Genomic DNA, 19,031 nt, shown 5'->3' on the forward strand with positions numbered 1-19,031 from the left:
TGAAAAAGCCTAACTGCTGCAACACTTTATTTCGCGCTACAACCAGATAAATTTTCAGTAACTATAGTCTTTATAATTACTTTATTTCTAGTAGAAACCGCGGTTATTACAATTATTCTTTAATAAAATCATTAAAAATAGTATCCGTATTAATGCCCAACTTAAATATTTTTATTGTAAATTGATATACAGTGTATATAATATTATTAAGTAGTAAAGTATACTTTAAACGATTTTCTTCTAGTCATTAAACAAACTTGACGTATTGAAGATAAGTCGAGCGAAAAGCTTATAACTAATAAAACCTGCAATTCTTTACTGGCAAAGTATTTATCGAGAAAAAAAGCCCTCACTAAGTTGAGATTACTCTTTAAAAAAGTTTTATATTTTACTTAAACAAATTGTTACGCCTTTATTAAGACTTTATAAGTATTTACTCGTATTGAACGGGATCTCTTAAGATTGCAGTTATAGCGAAAGCTCTTAGTTGTTTGCTGACATTAAATAGCGATCGCTTCGGATGAGAGAATTATCATTGAAGAGTAGATACTTGTACGGACATCTATATCTAAATCTAAGTACTCAATCAGGAATTACAAAATGTATTTCAGGAGAAAATCATAATTTATATCTTAAGACAGATGCGATATTAAAGAATAAAGTATATTAAAGGGCAGTTTTTTATGTAAAAAACTTCATCAGCCAGCCAATACAGTTTAATTTTTAATGTATCGGGTTTCTCCTCTCTGGCCTATCTTCAAAGGCGGCCAGAGTTCCCCTTCCACCTCTTCTTGACGGGGCAGAGGATCATAATGTTATAACGGCATCAGTCTAGATACAAAATGGGGAACACCAATTGATGATTAATTGCTGGTGCTTGGAGAGAGTTAAACTTAGCTTCTAGAGCAAACCCTGATTAGACACAGTTGATAAGCAATGCTAATGCCAGCACTGCTGAATATTTTTAAGCAGGTGAGTCAAGAGTGATGAATGAAGCTGACACCTCAAACAAGGGGGCTGTGATGGAATCCCTAAATTCTGCTAATTCGCCACAATCAGAGCAGGCGAATTGTCCCTTTTACTCAGTTGTGCCTAATGACAATATGACAGTTAAAAAACTGCCACTCCTCATGCCAGCTGAAGATAGACAATTTTTACAAGATACCACCCAGCAGGACTGGGTTGCAGAGCCTGAAAGCGGCAAACAAGCACTTATTGACTCGGAATTTCAGAAACTGCTGGCATTGAACGAAGAATTACGTGCGGCTAACAATAAATTGTATGAACAAGTGGAGCAGCTAAAAGACAACCTAGCTGAGTCAGAAAAGGTTTTGCAGTGGCAGAAAACGCGCTCCAGCGTTAGTGAGTCGATGCTCAACCAACACACTCAGGAACTAGCTGCGGCTCAAGAACAGATAAAATCTTTATTTCAACAATTAGAAACTGCTGTACAAACTGTTCAACGTCAGGAAATTTTTACTGATACTTATAAAGCACAGCTAGAAATTAGCCAACAGCGCCTAGCCCAGTTAGAGCGAGAATGTACGTTGCTACACACTAATAACAACGAACAATCTCAGCAGTTATTGCAATCAGAAAATGTTTGTCGGGAGTTACGTACTAGACTGATGCGACAACAACGCCAGACGCTGCAATTCAAAGCAGCTTTGGAAAAGTGTCTAGATACATCGGTTCCTAACTATGACTCCTTAGAAGATGCTGCAAAACATCCTAAAGACATAACTAGTAGCCAAGGAAGATTTTCTAGAAAAGCTCGGTCTTTGTTTCCTAACGCCCAGCCAATTCAACCTTGGTCAGCAGAAGAAGAATCATTAAGTAACGACCTAGATAATTCTTGGGGTGAACCTTCAGCACCAATCCCATTCCAAAGAAATGAAGCTCCTGTAACACCGCCATCATCTCCTTGGAACTGGACAGTTAAGAAAGACACGCCAACACCAACACAACCCGCGCCATCTCCAAAAGTTGATGATTCTTCAGATACAACTGAAGCGGTTTCACCTTCAGGTTCATCAAATTTAGATCGGCAATTAGATAGTTTAATCCAAATGTTTTTCACCTCCCAGCCTGCATCTACATCACCACCTGCTGCGAAAACGGATGTTAGTGATGTGCCTATTTGGGAGACTTCAGTAACAATCTTAGAAGACGATGAGGAACTAAAAAATCCACAGGAGGTACAGATGGAAGCAGAAATTAATCCTTCTGCAACTACCTCTACTTCTTGGACGACGGATTCTGTGCTTTCACCAGCCAATAACTTACTGCTTTCCTCTAATCCATCTCACACCGAAACGTCTGTTGGAGAAACTGAAGACTACTGGTCAGAAGTTTCCCAATTGTCAGCAAGTGATTTGTCCTCAGAGTCATTAGGTGATAACACCAATGATGACAATTCACCTTCACCAGTAGTTTATCCCCAGCGTCCACCCAAAGGGCGTAAGTCGTTGGCATCTGTAGAACTGCCGAATTTTCGTCCTAAGAGTTAGGAATTAGTTGTCATTAGTCATTTGTCCTTAGTCATTTTTCTAATACTAATGACCAATACAAGTCTTGGAGAGGCTGCGCCAACGACTATGCTCAGTACAAGTGACCAATGACTAATGACTAATGACTAATGACTAATGACTAATTCAGAATTCTTGCTTCTGACTTCGGAATTATCGCCTCTGGATTGGATTTTGCCACCTGGCTGGGCGATCGCGGTTTGCCTGTGGCGATCGCATAATTAATCGCCAATAACCACAGCCACAATGCCGGATTCCGTGGTTCTAGCCAAGAACCTACCCGGTTTAAGAAGTGCGAGAACCACGGACTTAGTAAAGCATTAATCAGAGCATGACGACCGAAGTTGAAATAACTACCAAGCCATCGCCCTAAATCTCTAGGGCCAGCAAGTTCCCAAATCCATAAAAGCAAGGCAGGATTTTTCTTAGCGGCTTTCAGTGCTAAACGGTTAAAGGTTAACCAATCACAGCGATCTTTGATAAAGTTATCTGCCACCTCTGGCGGTTCGTCTGCTAACAGCCCAAAGAAGGTATTGAGCATAGAGTTAATCCGCTGCGGTGGTAAAAATTTCCCTGTGGGAACCATCATCCCTTTGGAAAATAGCCAAGTCACGGAAACGTTGCTTTGATAGGCACGAATTTGGTTCAAATGGCGGAAACTCAACAAGTCATGTTTGAGAGCAGTATCCAACAGCGTTGTTAAGCGCTCTAAGTTGCGAACTAGGGAACCAAAACCGGTGAATACAAGGGGAGATTGAAGTGATGCCGCATCGCCAATCGCAATTAATCGATCGAAGGCAACTGTGCGATCGCTACTTCCCACACTAAAATGCCCTGGTATATATCCAAATGTCGGCTTTTTCCACACCAATTTGTCCATATCGCACCTGCGATACTCTGGCAAAATCGTGAAAAAGTCTTCGTACATCTCTAGCAAAGAACCGGGATTTTCAGCATTGACTTCGTGGTAATGAAATAAATAAATCGTCAGTTCCTCATCTGCTGCGGGAAACAATTCCCAAATCAACTGCCTTCCCCGCGAAATATCCCCATGACTGTTAAGAACGTCCCCATATTGGGAATCCCATACTCCCGGCTCAAATCCGCTCTCAATTGCCGCTCCCACTGTCGGACAGACACTATCAAAGGCACGACCACCGTTTAATTGCCAAGCGATGGGGGACGCAGTTCCCATTGCATCTATTAGCAGTCGTCCACTTACTTGCTTCTCAATCTGACTGGGCAAGTGCTTGACTTGCAAAACTACCTGTGATATATCAATATCTGCACGGATAAATTCTGTTTCATCCCAAATTTCACCGCCTGCCGCTTGCAGTTTTTGCCCACACATTTGGAGCCATTTTTCGGAATCCAAGCCTAAATTTAGGACTGTGGGTGTGTGGAGGATGGGCGATCGCAGTTTGGCTGGATTATTAGCATCAAAAAACTTATTGAATCCGTCTTTGTATTCCCTGGCAATGATGGTTTCTAACTCAGCGGGGGTGAGTAAACCCAAGTTAACCAAGCTTTGAATCTCGTCGCGGGAAATATTCCATTCTCGGTTCATCCGCCCAAAGGGCATTCGTTCTACCAGCAAGACTTTATATCCGAGTTTTGCCATCAGTGCTGCATGGATTACGCCTAATGCGCCGCCAATGTAGATGATGTCGTACTGGGGATTAGGGATTAGGGATTGGGTATTGGGATTACCTTTTCCCCAGTCCCCAGTCCCCAGTCCCCAGTCCCCTTGACTGGAAAACACCACTTGACGCGGCTGCTGCGGATTTTGCACCCCTTCGCGCCATCGTTTTTCCCACCAATAGGCACGAGTCAGGTCATATTCACCGTTGGGCATTTTCTGAAAATACTTGACGGTAAGCGGGTAAGTAGAACCTAGTGCGGCAAATATTGATTGCTGGGACAAATCAATTGCTGGCGGTTCTGGGTAATGATGCGGAAAACGGCTTCTGATTTCCTTGCTCAAGCGTTGCAGAATTTGTCTTTCATTGGCAAAGGGTTGTTCTGACCAGCGAAACACTTTCAAATAGGTAGTTCGTTGCACCGACCAGACAAATACTGAAAGTTCTGTAGGCAAGTTTTCGGAAGGAGCCACTCCAGTATCTGTAGTAGCACTAGCTATTCTAAGGCGAAAGCCTTCCGAAGTAAGCACTTTTTCTCCATTTCCAGGTTCAAAATCTGTTTGTAACCAACTACGCACAGTTTCTGTTTCTGGAGTTGGAACTTCTAAATAAAGTATTTCTTTCATTTTTTCCTGACATCTCCCATCAATCTACTCACTAAGACAGATTTTCTTAAAACATAAAGTAAGGTACACTCCGCCCTATTAGTTTCGTAAAGATTCAGTGAAGAAATTTTAAGAGTTTGTCAAAGTTATTGTTCATTTTTTATTTCTGTAAACCCACGCCATGAATTATCCCATTCCAGACAGTCCCCAAGAAATTATTGCTCTGCGACAACAGCCAATTGATGAAGAACTAGTTGCCAGTGCGATCGCTGGAGTAATTAAAATTGTCCGCGCTCAGGGTCAATCTTTGGAAGAATTAACCGCTCAGTTGTTAGCAGACGATCCGCTGCTGGATCGGGAACAACGTCGCTGGTTAAGCCAATTAGTTGCCCAATGTTGGGAAAAGTTCTCCTAAAACCTTGCATAAGATGAAGTTTTGGTCGCAGCATTAGATTTCTGGGTCTCTACTAAATGTTGGCGATGCCTGCAAGGGGCTGCGCCTACGCATTTTCGGTATAGGAGTAATAATAATGGTCAGTATGGGATTGGCAATTGGGTTGCTCTTTTTGTGGTCATGGCATAAAAGCCACTAAATTAACCATATCAGCGTTTTACGCTGCTTATGAATTTTACAATGTTCTGAAACAGAAAGACCTCTGCTTTGCGCCAGAGGTCTTTTTTTTTGAGAGAAATCTTCATGCTGTTTGAACAACGCCTCGGCAGATAATTCTGTTGAGCGATCGCTAACTAAGTAAAAATAAATACATTTGCAAGCCTTGACAAAGAATAATCGTAGTCAGCGGCTCTAGCCATTTAAAATCTTATGCAGAGCGATAAATCGCTCACTGCGAACAAAAGTTTTATCTCATAGCATAAGCCTTGGTGATTAGGACATCAACAGATGATAAAACTTAGACACAAAAAGACTTTTCACCCAGTCCTCAGTCCCCAGTCCCTTGCTATAGATTTAATTATGTCTACCGATTTATCTACTAACGATCGCTTTCAACCCATCAATCTTTTTGAGTACGAAAAGCTAGCAAAAGAATATCTATCTCAAACGACACTTGATTACTATAGCAGTGGTGCTTGGGACGAAATCACATTACGAGATAATCGTGCTGCCTTTGAGCGAGTCAAGCTGCGACCTCGGATATTAGTCGATGTGAGCGATCGTAATCTAAATACCTCCATTTTAGGACAACCCCTGCAACTACCTTTGTTAATTGCACCGATGGCTTTTCAATGTCTAGCCCATCCAGACGGAGAAGTTGCCACGGCCCTAGCTGCTGCATCAGCTGGTGTGGGTATGGTGTTAAGTACAATGGCAACAAAAAGCATTGAAGAAGTGGCGACTGCATGTAATCAGTTTCCAGATTCTCTACGATGGTTCCAGCTTTACATCCATAAAGATCGGGGATTAACTCGTGCTTTGGTAGAAAAAGCCTATAAAGCAGGCTACAAAGCACTTTGTCTCACTGTGGATGCACCCGTTCTCGGACAGCGCGAGAGAGATAGACGTAATGAATTTGCCTTACCTCATGATTTACATCTGGCTAATCTTGCTAGTATTTCAGGACTAGACATTTCCCATGAAAAAGGCGAATCTGGGTTATTTACCTATTTTGCCCAACAGTTAAACCCAGCAGTTACTTGGGACGATTTGGAATGGTTGCAGTCTTTATCTCCATTACCTTTAATTGTTAAAGGAGTTTTACGCTCAGATGATGCCGTGCGGGCTGTAGAATATGGAGCCAAAGCAATTGTTGTTTCCAATCATGGTGGCAGACAACTTGATGGTGCGATCGCTTCTTTAGATGCCCTCGCTGAAATAGTAGCCGTAGTGGATGGTAAGGTAGAAGTCGTGTTGGATGGCGGCATTCGTAGAGGCACAGACATTCTCAAAGCTCTAGCATTAGGAGCAAAAGCAGTACTAATCGGACGACCTATATTGTGGGGACTAGCGATAGCAGGGCAAATCGGTGTATCTCATGTCATCTCACTCCTACAAGATGAGTTAAATGTAGCAATGGCACTTAGCGGCTGCGCCAAAATGCAGGATATTGACCCTAGTTTATTGACCCTGCCAGGCTTTTAGTCGGAGAACTGTTAGAAATGTGATTCCAGCAAAACTTTGAGAAATAATTTTCAGACTTGTTACAAAATCTCTTAATTAGAGTATACTAGTTAAGGTTAGATACAAGGGCGGGTGGCGGAATTGGTAGACGCACCACACTCAAAATGTGGCGGCCTTACGGTCATAGGAGTTCGATTCTCCTCCTGCCCACTACCAAGTAAGTGATAAAGAGGTTAAAAACTTATGCGCCTGAAAAGATGGGAATCTCCCCGCAAAGAAGGCAGAAATGATAAAGGTAGAGGCGGTTCTGCTAGAAAGCGTCAACTAAAAAAACAAAGGCAAATGTTACGCCAAAGACTTAAAGAAAGTAACAAGCCAGACAATAACAAAAACGATAGACCAGGGAAAGATAAATTTATCTTTCCCTTATTTTTTGGGCTTTTATTTCAGAAAAAAAGAAAATTTAGAGATTTTTCAATACAGACACTACATTAAAAAATCTGTAATAAATTTGTAAATTATAATAAAAAATTATACTCATTAAAATATACTAAATTAATTCAACTTTTTAAGCGCATATTGACGTATAAAACCCGCAGATTAAGTGGTTAGCATTTTACATTTATACTTAAGTTATCAAGTAGTATATACTACTTTAACATCCAGCTTTTCTCTAGGAATTTATCGCAATTGTAATGTTTGGATGAACTAATTAAAAATTAATTATGAAGGAAGTATGAATTTTGTCAAGCAGTGTCTAAAATCCCTAACATAAAACAGTAAGCTAGGACACAACAGTAAATAATTATAGTATTACCGATTAAGCCAAAAGTATACTAAAAACGCAATTGCACCTCCACGTGTTAACTTCCAACAATCACACAAGCCTACAAAAAGTCAGGAGTTATCCAATCCAAATATTAAATCGTTGGGATTGGTCTAGGTAATCTATGAATTGTTTTCTTGGATACAGGAGTTATTGATGGTGGCGAGAGTGCTTCTACCTACTAAAAAAGTGCTTGATTTTCCTATTACTGCTTTACGGTTTGACGAGCAGATACAAACAATAGTGAAGTGGGCGAGTAGGCATGAGAGTAAAACTGTATATGTAGCCAATGTACACATGCTCATTGAAGCCCATTGGAATCCAGAGTTTGCCACCGTATTACGAAATGCAGATATAGTTACTCCTGATGGTATGCCTCTGGTTTGGATGATGCGAAAAATGGGAGCGCTTTACCAAGACCGTGTAGCAGGGATGGATATTTTTCTCGCATTGTGTGAGCTAACTCAAACACAAAATCTGAGCATTTTTTTTGTAGGTTCCCAAACAGAAATTCTGTCTAGGATGCAAAACAGGTTAGAGAAGGAATTTCCGCAGATAAAGATTGCAGCAATGGAACCTCTACCCTTTCGTCCCCTAACTGAAATTGAAGACGAAGCCTTGGTTAAAAAGATTAACTCTAGTGGTGCTAGCGCTGTCTTAGTGTCTTTGGGATGTCCCAAACAAGAAAATTGGATAGCTCAACATAAAGGCAAAATACAAGCTGTAATGATTGGACTGGGTGGAGTTTTCCCAGTTTATGCCGGAATTCATAAGCGCGCACCCCGCATGGTTCGAGACTTAGGACTTGAATGGCTGTATCGATGGATTCAAGAACCACGCCGACTTTGCGGCCGCTATGCTAAGACTATTCCACTCTTTATATGGTTGGCTACTAAGCAACTACTATCATCAAGTCGGATTGCAGGCGTCTTTCTTCACGAGACTGGAGATTAAAGAAAAAGAAATAGGTTAAGACGAGACTCAAAGCCGTTCATCATCAAAAGAACCAGACTTTAGATGCTCAGGAAAAAATCTTCTGCTTGAAGCACGAAGATTCAAGGATTCACCTGAAAGTGATGAAACAATTCAAATACATGGATTCCCACCAATCACTATCCGGCTGTAAAAACCCATTATCTGAAATCAACTATTAAAGTACTTGACATTAACCCAGGACGAAGTGTTATATTAAGCGTAGTGAAATTGTTGGGGCGTCGCCAAGTGGTAAGGCAGCGGGTTTTGGTCTCGCCATCCCTGGGTTCGAATCCTAGCGCCCCAGTTAATCTAAAGACAGGCATAGTAGCCTGTCTTTTAGAGTATTTAATTGAATTTTTAAGATGTATCTCAATGCATCTAATTCTGTAAATGTTACTTATCAGGGGATTTGAGAGCTTGATCTAGGGTTTGCCTAGCTAGTTCTGCTTTAGCTCGTGCTTCTTGGTAACGCACATTAGCTTGGGCAAAGTTTTTGAGAACTTTAAAACCTTCTTTGAGTCGAGTCATTTCCTCTTCTGTCACCGAGTCATCGGTAAATAGAATATCAACAGCTTTACGAATTTCCAACGCTTCAGATCGTGACTCCTGAACTTTCAGTTTGAGCGTGGCCAGGTTACTTAAAATCTGAACAGCTTGTGTAATCGTATCTTCACCATTAGCAGTATCAATAGTTGACTCTTTTACCTCAATTAATTGTTGAGGGCCAAATCCTTCTTCCAGTTCCGTGGGTAGCTTACCTGCATCCATCAGTTCCATTAGCTGATCCATTGCTTTATCACGGGCTTTGGCTGAATCTTTTCCAGAAACAGTAAGGATAATTTCTGGGCTTTGAGCGAGAGTGTATTGAACCATATTTAAGCAGAAAATTTGCTGATTTAACCAAGCTGAAGCAAGTAATTATATCATTTTGCGTGTCCGATCGTTTGTAGATTGTCTAGTCAATTAAAGAGTTGAAGACCGAAGGTCAACACTTTGAATTTTGAATTGTTACCTCTATCCCAGCTAAGTCGCTCAAAATAAAACTTTATACTTAAGAAAAGGAATAATTTTCAATAGGAGGGGAGAGCAATGGCTCCCAGTCCCACCATCATGCAGGCTGTGGAACAACTGGGCTACCGTGTCACTGTAGGTGATGTGGCAACTCAGGCAGGATTGAACGTCGCTGAAGCTAATCAAAGCTTGTTAGCTCTGGCATCTGATGCTGGCGGGCATTTGCAGGTAGCGGATTCAGGTGATATAGTTTTCCTTTTTCCACAAAATTTTCGAGCAATTTTGCGTAATAAATACTTTCGGCTGCGATTGCAGGAATGGTGGAAAAAAGTCTGGAGTGTTCTGTTTTACCTGATTCGCATTTCTTTTGGAATTTTCTTAACTGTTTCCATCGCTCTGATAACTATTACCATCTTTATGATCGTTACTGCTGCCAATTCAGACCGTGACGGCGACAATCGGGGCAGTAATTCCGGCGGTGGGGGCTTCTTCTATTTTCCAAATTTATTTTGGTATCTTAGCCCAAATTATGACACCCACTACCAGGAACCGCGACGTGAAAGGCAACAAGAAAGCAATCTAAATTTCTTTGAAGCTGTGTTTTCGTTTTTATTTGGCGATGGTAATCCAAACGCCAACTTAGAAGAACGTCGCTGGCAAGAAATTGCTACGGTGATTCGGAGTAACCGTGGTGCAGTGGTAGCAGAACAAATTGCCCCATATTTGGATGACATTGGCGAAGGATACACAAGAGAGTACGAAGATTATATGCTGCCCGTTCTAACGCGGTTTAATGGGCAACCAGGGGTAAGTCCAGAAGGGCAAATTGTTTATTATTTCCCAGAGTTGCAGGTGAGTGCAGTTAAAAAGCGCCGTCATGCAATATCAGATCGTTTAGAGGAATTTCCTTGGCGTTTTAGCGCCGCAAGTTCCGGGCAAATTATGCTGAGTGCTGGGTTAGGGATACTAAATTTTGTTGGTGCTTTAGTACTGGGAAGTTTATTGAGAGATGGAACTGTTGCCGTCCAGTTAGGTGGACTGGTAGCTTTTGTACAAGGAATTTATTGGCTGCTATTGGCTTACGGAGTAGGTTTTTTAGGTATACCGTTATTGCGTTATTTCTGGATTGGGTGGCGTAATCGCAAAATAGGCGATCGCAACCGCGATCGCCTTTCCAGAGCAAGGGTATTGGCAAGTCCCGATCCACTTTTGCAACAAAAAATCAACTATGCTCAACAATTTGCAACAGAAAAAGTCATTGGCAACGAAGATTTAGTGTATTCTAGCGAAACTGACTTACTCGACCAAGAAGTTGAACGTTCTGCAAAAATTGATGCAGAATGGCAGAAACGCTTGGAAAGAGGGAGTGGGGAATAGGGAGCAGAGGGGCAGGGGAGCAGGGGAGCAGAGGGGCTGGGAAAGCAGGGGCAGAAGAACTATTGATTATTACCCAATGCCCAATGCCCAATGCCCAATCCCCAATGCCCAATGCCCAATGCCCAATCCCCAATGCCCAATGCCCAATGCCCAATCCCCAATCCCTGATTACTTCGCCTGAATTGGTGTTAGAGCTACACCTTGATAATAATGTCCCAAAATTTGCAGATGGTTCACTCCTTGCCGAGCCAGATTGTACGCCCCCCACTGACTCATGCCTAAAGCATGACCATAGCCAAGGCCTTGCAGTACAAAACTACCATCGCTCCCCTTGGTGACACTAAATTTGGTACTTTTTAACTTGAGAGCTGTTCGCACTTCTTCACCCTGTAGCACCTTCGTACCCTTGTTACCGACAATTTTTAAAACTTTAACACTGCGAAAAGGTGAGTATGTTTCTGGAATCATCGCCATCACGCTGCCCACTTCCGGAAATTTAGCGCTAATTTCACTGGGCGAGAAAGTTTTTACCCAATTACACTCGCGGATATTTTGATCGTAGTCTTGAACAGCACGTAGATAAGGTTCGCTGCTTCCCCAAACATCTTCTACGTTTTCAGTGTGTCCTCCAGAACAAGCGTGGAAGACTGAGAGAATAATCCGGTTTTTGTAAGTTAGTACCTGCCCTAGAGTAGAATCCACTGCGGCGTAAGTAGCAGGAGATTCACTGATGACACCTTTGTAAATTTGCCAGCGATCGGGGGTATTGCCTAAATCGTAAACGGGATTATTGCGTTGTCTTTCTCGTTCGTAGAGGGCGTAAGTGCGGGCTGCGATCGCTTGGGCTTTTAGTGCTTCTTGGGGCCAGCTAGCATCCATTTCCCCACCAAGAACGCTGTAGAGATATTCTTGATCGTCAACCCAGTTAACAGCCGTTAAGCCTTTTTCTGTGGGGACAACCAGAGTTCTGCCTCGATACCAGCGATCGCCAATATAAACAAATCCTTTACCAGTTGGCTCAATCCAAAATAAACCAGACTGCCACTTATCTAAAGCAACTCCGCCAGGAACGGCTTGGGCATAATATGCGCTCATTGCTGGCAACTGTCCAAGAGTCCGGCCAGTACTATCCTTAACAATCCCAGTGGTGGAACTGCCCACTTTTACCTGATTAACGCCCCTCTCAATTGCCACGCGTAAAATTACAGACGCTTGGGCTGGGGCAACCAAAGCTATCCACAAAAAGATACTTACCCACCAATAACGTACTTTAATCTGAGAAAATAAAGAGCCTAAGTAAAGTTGGAATTTCATACCGATCGTCTAATCACACTAGTATCTAATTGACGCTCTGGATTATGGCGTCTACTACTTTAAGATGAGACAGTTCTCCAACGCGGGAGGTTGCCACCTCCTACTAATTATGCATTTTGCTTTAAATATAAGTAGAACTTACGCAAAATTATGAAAAAACGTAGACACGAAGTGGCTTCTTGAAGGATACCGCAAAGACGCAAAGTACATGAAGTAATAAGAGTTTGAGAGAGTTTTTGCGTAAGTCCTAATCAGGTAGAAATCAGAAATTGGAGAAAGTGAATCGTCTAAACCTGACTTCTGTGGAAGAGAAACTTTTATTTTTCGATTTACGATGCCAATACCTTTTGAGAATTGCTCGCTTCATTAGCGATAATTCCAATTAAATTCAACTTACTTAAAATTTCTGTTGCTTGAGTCAGTTCAGTTCGAGTCACTTTCCCCATCCGCTCTACCATTACAATACCACTGCAAAAAGATGCCACAATCCTGGCATCAACCGTGCCTAAAATAGATGGAGCATCAATTAGTACTAGGTCATAACTTTGCTCAAATAGCTCTATTAGTTCTTTCATCCGTTGAGAACTGAGCAACTTCACTGTGTCTTCTGGTTCTGGCCCAGCAGTCAAAATATCAATAGAGGGGTGAATCGGCTGGATGTAATCTTGAAAATGAGTAGTTGTCTCATCAACTAATAACAGAGAGAGTCCCCAATCATTTGATAGTTCCAGGATTTTATGCAAGCTAGGATTATGTAGATTAGCGTCAATTAGCAATACCCGTCTATGCATCCGAGCAGCGCTAGCTACAAGTCCTAATACTAAGGTTGTCTTTCCTTCCCCTGGTAGTGCTGAAGTAAACATCAGCGACTTGAATGGTAAGGGATATTTTAATATTTGAATATTTTGATAGATCATGTCCAAAGTTTCATGGACGGGCAATTTATTACTGGCTTCTATTACAGAAGAATCTGAGCTTCTTCGGAGATTCCAAGGCAGGCCAAGCCGCCGTTTTTTGACACCACGTGACGGTAGTTTTGGCACCGATCCTAATATACGTAGGTTCGTCAGTTTCTTTAAATCTTCGGCACAATAAATAGCGTCATTAAACTTTTCCAAAATCAGAGCGGCTAAGATACCTAAAATCGGCCCAATTACTGCTCCTCCAACCAAAAGTAATAATCTGTTGTTGCCCATATAAATACCGGGAGAAGGTTCTGCCAAAACTTGCCAGTTATATCCTTCCTGAGCAATTTTCAGTCCTAATGACTGTTGCGCCTGGATTAGTTGTTCAAGGTTTTTACGACTAGTTTCTACTTTTGGCAGCAGACGATTATATTCTGCTATTAAGCTTGGGTATTTGTTTAGCTCAGAGCGTAGTTGCTGTTCTGATTCGACTAAATTCTTTTCATTAGCAGTTAGTCCTAAAACACTTGTCTGTACCAAAACAAACTCATCTACTAGTGTTGGATCTACCCCGGACATTTGCCCTTTGAATAAAGGCTTTTCCTTGCTAGTATTAGTAATAGTTTTCACCTCTTCTCGTAAGAGGGAAAGTTGACTTTGGCGTTGCTGTTTTAATTTTTGTACCGATGGATAATCATCTGTATAACGGAGCCGCTCCTTAGCCAATGCTAGTTCAGTTTTTTGAATCTCACTTAATAATGCTTGATAGCGGCTTGACTGATTTAAACGAGAAGAAAGTAGTGTATTCTGCTGGGACGAAGATGCTATTAGTTGCTCTAGATTATCGTAGCGAGCGTTTACATCTTGAAGGTTGGCACGAGTGGTTTGTAATTGTTGTTGAATATCGGCTAGAGATTCTAGCAGAATTTTACTTTGGATTTCGGGATCGACTAATTTATGTTTTTTGCGAAACTGTTCTAAGTTTTTCTCAGCTTTACTTACCTCTTTTTTGATCTCAGGTAGGCGAGTGTTTACAAAAGCTAATCCCTGATTCAGACGTTCTTTTTGCTGCTGTTTGTTATAGTTTTGATAGACTTTCTGTAGCGCTTGAAGTACTCTTTGTGCTTTTACTGGATCGTCATCATTAAAAGAAATTTTAAATGTTTGATTAAAAACTTTATTTGCTCCTATACCTCCCGCTTCTGGAGTTACTTCTAAAGGTGCTTTTTTGTTATGTTGTTTTTGACCATTGATATCTTGTAAAGTAAGCTCAGGATAATCAGAATGGAGTAAATCTACAGCTTTCTGAAGCAACTTAGAACTCAGCATCAGTTTCATCTGAGTAGTGGAATCAACAACTTGAGAATTTGAATTAGTAACCTGAGTATTTGCCTGCGATCCTTCAGATAAATTGGAATTCACCAATATCTGCATATTGCTCTGGTAAGTAGGTTTGGTATTGATAGCCAAGAGGCTAGCAACTGACATAACTACACAGGAAACCCCAAAGATCAGAAAGCGTCGGCGAAGCAAAATAGTAGATAGTTGTCTGATGTCAACTGCGCCTTGTGTTGAAGTAGTAACCTGTTGCTCTTGATTCAGACTAGTCTTAGCCACTATTAAACTCCTCTAATATCGAAACACTATATTTATTGGAAGATTTATGAGAAATATGAAATGATTTTTTTACACCTAATACCATTTTAGATTTGGGATTTTAGATTTGGGATTGGAAATTGCCTTGGTGCGTCTGGCTTGGTGTGAATTCATGTGTCGCAATCATTTTTCAAAATGGTATAATAGCTGCGATCGCATACTTAATTTTTCTTCCAACAATGACAAGCTAATTTGGCACAACATTATGCCAACTGGCGCTTTCATGTTCATCAATTCAGGCATATAAATTTTAAATCAGTGTTATAAGGATAAATTTTTCATAAATATTTTATTTAAGGAATCAAAATCTTGACGAAAAATTAATTATTTTTCCTAAGTATTTGAGTATAAAACTATCCAACCCACAATATTCCTAGATATATTCAAGTGATTTTGATAACTTGTAATAAAAAAATACATTGATAAAAATATTTAAACCATACTATTTGTATATTCTTGATACATCTAGTTAACAGTAAATTCTTGGTTAAATAATTGACTTACTTGGAAAACGAAGCTACTGTTTATTTGCTTGATTTTATGATTGAGATTATTAAAATCTAAGATAGAACCTGGTTAATTTTAGATTTTAGATTAGAAGTGTTCAATAGAAAATCTCAAATCTAAAATTGTTCAACTGAGCGTAGCCGTACCCTTCCAGGGAAGCAAGCTACGCCCAGCGTTTTGCAGAAAAGTCCAAAATTTAAACGCCTACTTTGGTTAACTCTATTTCCCGTCGTCTGGGTACTTCATGAATCATAAAATCGTAAGCCATATCAGTACGGGGAAAAATAGCACGAGCTTCCTTGAGGAGATCCTTCAACTCTAAAGTATTTCCGGGAGCATAGCGAGGACTGAAATGGCTCATAATCAGTCGATGCGCCCCAGCAGCTAAAGCTGTTTGCGCTGCCATTGTGGTTGTGGAATGTAACCGCTGGAAAGCCATATCTGCATCTTGATGGGCAAAAGTTGCTTCGTGAATTAATACATCGACATCACGAGCTAATTCCACTGCACCATCACAATAAATTGTGTCTGTACAATAGGCAATCTTTCGACCAATTTCTGTAGGGCCGCACAACTGGGTGCCATCAATCACCCGTCCGTCCGCAAGGGTAACTGTTTCACCGCGCTTGAGTTGACCGTAAACCCGACCAGGAGGAATTTGCAACGCCTTAGCTTTTTCCACATCAAAACGTCCGGCTCGGTCTTTTTCAGCTACGCGGTAGCCGAAAGCTGTAATTCGATGATGCAAATTACCGCAGCTAACGGTGAAGTCATCGTCTTCATAAATTATCCCTGGACGGATGGCGTGAACTTGGATTGGGTAAGAAAAATGCGTGTAGGAATAACGTGAGGCGGATTGAATGTAATCATTTAATCCAGGTGGGCCATAAATATCAATTCGTTCCACATTGCCAGCCAAGCCGCAAGTAGCAAGAAGTCCCATCAAGCCAAAGATGTGGTCGCCGTGCATGTGGGTGATAAAAATTCGGGAGAGTTGACTGATTTTCAGTTCACTCCGCATAATTTGATGCTGAGTACCTTCGCCACAGTCGAATAACCACAGTTCTGCTCTTTGGGGTAATCTCAGAGCGACACTGGAAACATTGCGCGATCGCGTGGGTACACCGGAACTCGTCCCTAAGAATGTTATCTGCACAGTGTTCTTTAGTCTTCCTATTGCTCAATTTGCAGCTCTATTTTCTATAGTGGCACGGTTATTGAGCAAAATATTTAGGAATTTGAACATTGGGCATGAGGCAAAACAGTTCCGAGTTCTGTTAGCGAAGCATTTAGCCCGTTCTCAGTCCTGAGTCAAAAAGTAAGGTTCTCCACTCAGCACTCTTGAGGAGCATAAGGCATTTGTTACTAGTTATTCTCGCAATTTAGTATCCGCAAGTGACTAGATAATAAGTTGATAAATACCAAATGACTGCTGTATTATTGATTGTGTTATGACTTCTTCTTGGGAATCGAAGTACATCTCTTAATACAAACATAAGCTTGCACTCAATACTTGATTTTTGACTGAAACAGATAGATTGTTTTGCTTGTTTTTCTTAGTCAAATGGCTTTAGAAAAACTTCAATTTATTTGCTTCTCATATCTTCAGAATGGCGCTCCAACTGAGTTAAGTCTCTATTTGCAATTAAGGAGAATGTTCATGAGTTCTTTCCGAAAAGTATTGCATACACTGTGCTTTATCGTTTTTCTTGTATTCTGGCTTCCTTCAGGAATTGCTCATGGTGTACAAGTTACATCTTTAGTAGGAAGCCCTACGCAATTAACTATTACCACCTTTAACGTCGAAAACCTCGATCCTAAAAAGGAAAACATCTCTAAGGTTGATGATAGGTCTCCCAAAAACGTCGATGATGATGTGAGAAACGGTAAGTTTGCAGCTTTGGCAAACCAGATTGTTAGTAATCTTGAAGCACCAGACATTATTGCTTTGCAAGAAGTACAAGACAATGATGGAGCTGAGTTAAGTTCTGTAGTTGATGCTACTCTAACTGCTGACACTCTCATCAGTTCTATCCAATCTGTAGGAGGCCCAGCCTATGAATATCGGGAAATTCCTCCTCAGAACGGACTTGATGGAGGCCAACCAGGTGGCAATATTCGGGTAGGCTTTTTGTTCAATCCTCAACGAGTTAAGCTACAAAAGCTTGAACGCTTTGCGGACGATCCAGCTTTTTTAAAAAGTCGCAAACCTTTAGTGGGTGAATTTACTTTCAACGATATTCCCATCACCCTGATCAACAATCACTTTGCGTCTAAAAGTGGAGGAGCAGCTTCCAACCCAAAACGGATACAGCAGGCAACAATTGTTAACAAATTTGTCGAAAATCGCTTAACTACTGACCCAAATGCAAATATTGTCGTCCTTGGCGATCTAAACGATACTCCAGACTCCCAGCCGATTAAAATCCTTGAAGGAAATCAGCTGAAAAATTTGGTAAACAAAATTCCTCAAGATGACCGCTTCTCTTATGTCTTTCAAGGGAATAAGGAACAAATTGACCAAATCCTGATTACCCCAAATTTGTTTAACAATGGAAATCCTGAGATCAATGCTGTTCACGTTAACGCAGGGATTTCTGGAGTAGTCAGCGATCATGACCCTGTGATTGCTCGATTTACTCTACCAGCGATTGGTGAAACTACTCCCATTCCATCAGTCCCAGTTAGCAGTCCTGAACCACCAGTTACACCAGGCACAATTCTTTCTGGTGTTACAGGAGACGATTTACTGGAAAAACTAGACAGCCTTTACTCCCCTCGTGCTAGCCTCGGATATGGTAGTGCCCGTGATTTGCTCTACACCAAAATAGATAACCAAGGCGGTACAGTAACGGACATCTACGCTGGTTACAGTGTTCCGCTCGACCCAAATTCAGATAAACCCAGAGAGGAAGCAGCACGACACAGAATCAATGCTGAACACGTCTGGCCGCAGAGTATGGGAGCTGAGGGCCCAGCAAAAAGCGATTTGCATAACCTCTTTGCTTCACGGATCGAAATTAACAGCGATCGCGCCAACTTTCCATTTGGAGATATTCCTGATAATCAAACTACATCTTGGTATCTCGATGATGATGAACTAAGTTTCCAACCAAGTCCGCAGGATATTGACAAATACAGTGAATTCAAACGGGGATTCTTTGAACCACGGGAGGCGAAGAAAGGAGATATTGCTCGGATAATTTTCTATTTCCGCACAGTCTACCCAGAATTGGCAAATGCAAGCTTCTTTGAAGCACAAAAGAATACTCTCTGTAAATGGCAAGCAGACGATCCAATTGATCCTGGTGAGGTAGCACGCAGTCATGCGATCGCTAAAACACCCCAAGGTAATGAGAATCCCTTCGTGTTAGATTCTACCCTGCCACAATGAACCTACTGCAACTAAAAAATACGTAAGTCTTAACTCTATCCTGGTGGGAAGAGTTTTAGACCTGCGTTTTTGAGATATTATATCAAGTTCGGATGAACACTTATAATTAAGCTGCCCTTGTTTTTGGCCACCAGTAGTAGCAAGTTAAACCAGAGATTAAATCATGTTGTTTCATTAGTTCTTGACAACGAAGTAGTAACAAAGCTTCTAGTTCAT

General features: G+C 41.3%; 12 protein-coding genes and 2 tRNA genes. 9 read left to right on the forward strand and 5 right to left on the reverse strand.

Annotated features, from left to right (window positions below; translation table 11 throughout):
• The first annotated feature begins 986 nt into the window (after nt 1-986).
• Nucleotides 987-2,510: a hypothetical protein gene (locus RMY32_RS22155; protein WP_322711562.1), complete on the forward strand. Its 1,524-nt coding sequence runs from the start codon at nt 987-989 to the stop codon at nt 2,508-2,510.
• A 139-nt stretch (nt 2,511-2,649) separates the two neighbouring features.
• Here the strand turns inward: RMY32_RS22155 and RMY32_RS22160 are convergent, their stop codons facing one another.
• The gene (locus RMY32_RS22160) at nt 2,650-4,794 is read right to left on the reverse strand and encodes a flavin-dependent dehydrogenase (RefSeq protein ID WP_322711563.1); all 2,145 of its coding nucleotides are present in this window, start codon (nt 4,792-4,794) and stop codon (nt 2,650-2,652) included.
• A 160-nt stretch (nt 4,795-4,954) separates the two neighbouring features.
• Here RMY32_RS22160 and RMY32_RS22165 point away from each other — a divergent pair, with 160 nt between their 5' ends.
• From RMY32_RS22165 to RMY32_RS22190, 6 genes are all read left to right on the forward strand, one after another.
• Nucleotides 4,955-5,188 carry a hypothetical protein gene (locus RMY32_RS22165; protein ID WP_322697692.1) on the forward strand — a complete coding sequence of 78 codons (234 nt, stop codon included), beginning with the start codon at nt 4,955-4,957 and terminating at the stop codon, nt 5,186-5,188.
• Nucleotides 5,189-5,746: 558 nt separating this feature from the next.
• Entirely contained in the window at nt 5,747-6,871 is a 1,125-nt protein-coding gene (locus RMY32_RS22170) for an alpha-hydroxy acid oxidase (protein ID WP_322711576.1), read from the forward strand.
• A 105-nt stretch (nt 6,872-6,976) separates the two neighbouring features.
• Nucleotides 6,977-7,060: transfer RNA gene (locus RMY32_RS22175), tRNA-Leu, on the forward strand.
• Between the two features lie 33 nt (nt 7,061-7,093).
• Nucleotides 7,094-7,345 (forward strand): hypothetical protein, encoded by a 252-nt coding sequence (locus RMY32_RS22180; protein WP_322711564.1) that lies wholly within the window; start codon nt 7,094-7,096, stop codon nt 7,343-7,345.
• A 487-nt stretch (nt 7,346-7,832) separates the two neighbouring features.
• A complete protein-coding gene (locus tag RMY32_RS22185) occupies nt 7,833-8,630 on the forward strand; it encodes a WecB/TagA/CpsF family glycosyltransferase (protein WP_322711565.1) in 798 nt (265 codons plus the stop codon).
• Nucleotides 8,631-8,883: 253 nt separating this feature from the next.
• Nucleotides 8,884-8,955, forward strand: a tRNA-Gln gene (locus RMY32_RS22190).
• An 89-nt stretch (nt 8,956-9,044) separates the two neighbouring features.
• Here the strand turns inward: RMY32_RS22190 and RMY32_RS22195 are convergent.
• Complete coding sequence (locus RMY32_RS22195) at nt 9,045-9,524, reverse strand: hypothetical protein (protein WP_322711566.1); 480 nt, start codon at nt 9,522-9,524, stop codon at nt 9,045-9,047.
• 216 nt (nt 9,525-9,740) lie between these two features.
• Here RMY32_RS22195 and RMY32_RS22200 point away from each other — a divergent pair, with 216 nt between their 5' ends.
• Entirely contained in the window at nt 9,741-11,039 is a 1,299-nt protein-coding gene (locus RMY32_RS22200) for a hypothetical protein (RefSeq protein WP_322711567.1), read from the forward strand.
• Nucleotides 11,040-11,207: 168 nt separating this feature from the next.
• Here RMY32_RS22200 and RMY32_RS22205 read toward each other — a convergent pair whose 3' ends face one another.
• The 3 genes from RMY32_RS22205 to RMY32_RS22215 form a co-directional block, all read right to left on the reverse strand.
• The gene (locus tag RMY32_RS22205) at nt 11,208-12,353 is read right to left on the reverse strand and encodes a SpoIID/LytB domain-containing protein (protein WP_322711568.1); all 1,146 of its coding nucleotides are present in this window, start codon (nt 12,351-12,353) and stop codon (nt 11,208-11,210) included.
• A 329-nt stretch (nt 12,354-12,682) separates the two neighbouring features.
• Nucleotides 12,683-14,875 carry a polysaccharide biosynthesis tyrosine autokinase gene (locus RMY32_RS22210; RefSeq protein ID WP_322711569.1) on the reverse strand — a complete coding sequence of 731 codons (2,193 nt, stop codon included), beginning with the start codon at nt 14,873-14,875 and terminating at the stop codon, nt 12,683-12,685.
• A gap of 742 nt (nt 14,876-15,617) precedes the next feature.
• A complete protein-coding gene (locus RMY32_RS22215; RefSeq protein WP_322711570.1) occupies nt 15,618-16,577 on the reverse strand; it encodes a ribonuclease Z in 960 nt (319 codons plus the stop codon).
• A 504-nt stretch (nt 16,578-17,081) separates the two neighbouring features.
• Between RMY32_RS22215 and RMY32_RS22220 the strand changes: the two genes are divergently transcribed.
• Complete coding sequence (locus RMY32_RS22220; protein ID WP_322711571.1) at nt 17,082-18,815, forward strand: endonuclease; 1,734 nt, start codon at nt 17,082-17,084, stop codon at nt 18,813-18,815.
• The last annotated feature ends 216 nt before the right edge of the window (nt 18,816-19,031 follow it).

The organism is Nostoc sp. ChiSLP03a (assembly GCF_034531215.2).
Taxonomy (GTDB): domain Bacteria; phylum Cyanobacteriota; class Cyanobacteriia; order Cyanobacteriales; family Nostocaceae; genus Nostoc.

Coding starts and splice junctions, on each gene's coding strand:
- RMY32_RS22155 (WP_322711562.1), top strand. CDS start 987: ATGAATGAAGCTGACACCTCAAACAAGGGGGCTGTGATGGAATCCCTA.
- RMY32_RS22160 (WP_322711563.1), bottom strand. CDS start 4,794: ATGAAAGAAATACTTTATTTAGAAGTTCCAACTCCAGAAACAGAAACT.
- RMY32_RS22165 (WP_322697692.1), top strand. CDS start 4,955: ATGAATTATCCCATTCCAGACAGTCCCCAAGAAATTATTGCTCTGCGA.
- RMY32_RS22170 (WP_322711576.1), top strand. CDS start 5,747: ATGTCTACCGATTTATCTACTAACGATCGCTTTCAACCCATCAATCTT.
- RMY32_RS22180 (WP_322711564.1), top strand. CDS start 7,094: ATGCGCCTGAAAAGATGGGAATCTCCCCGCAAAGAAGGCAGAAATGAT.
- RMY32_RS22185 (WP_322711565.1), top strand. CDS start 7,833: ATGGTGGCGAGAGTGCTTCTACCTACTAAAAAAGTGCTTGATTTTCCT.
- RMY32_RS22195 (WP_322711566.1), bottom strand. CDS start 9,524: ATGGTTCAATACACTCTCGCTCAAAGCCCAGAAATTATCCTTACTGTT.
- RMY32_RS22200 (WP_322711567.1), top strand. CDS start 9,741: ATGGCTCCCAGTCCCACCATCATGCAGGCTGTGGAACAACTGGGCTAC.
- RMY32_RS22205 (WP_322711568.1), bottom strand. CDS start 12,353: ATGAAATTCCAACTTTACTTAGGCTCTTTATTTTCTCAGATTAAAGTA.
- RMY32_RS22220 (WP_322711571.1), top strand. CDS start 17,082: ATGAGTTCTTTCCGAAAAGTATTGCATACACTGTGCTTTATCGTTTTT.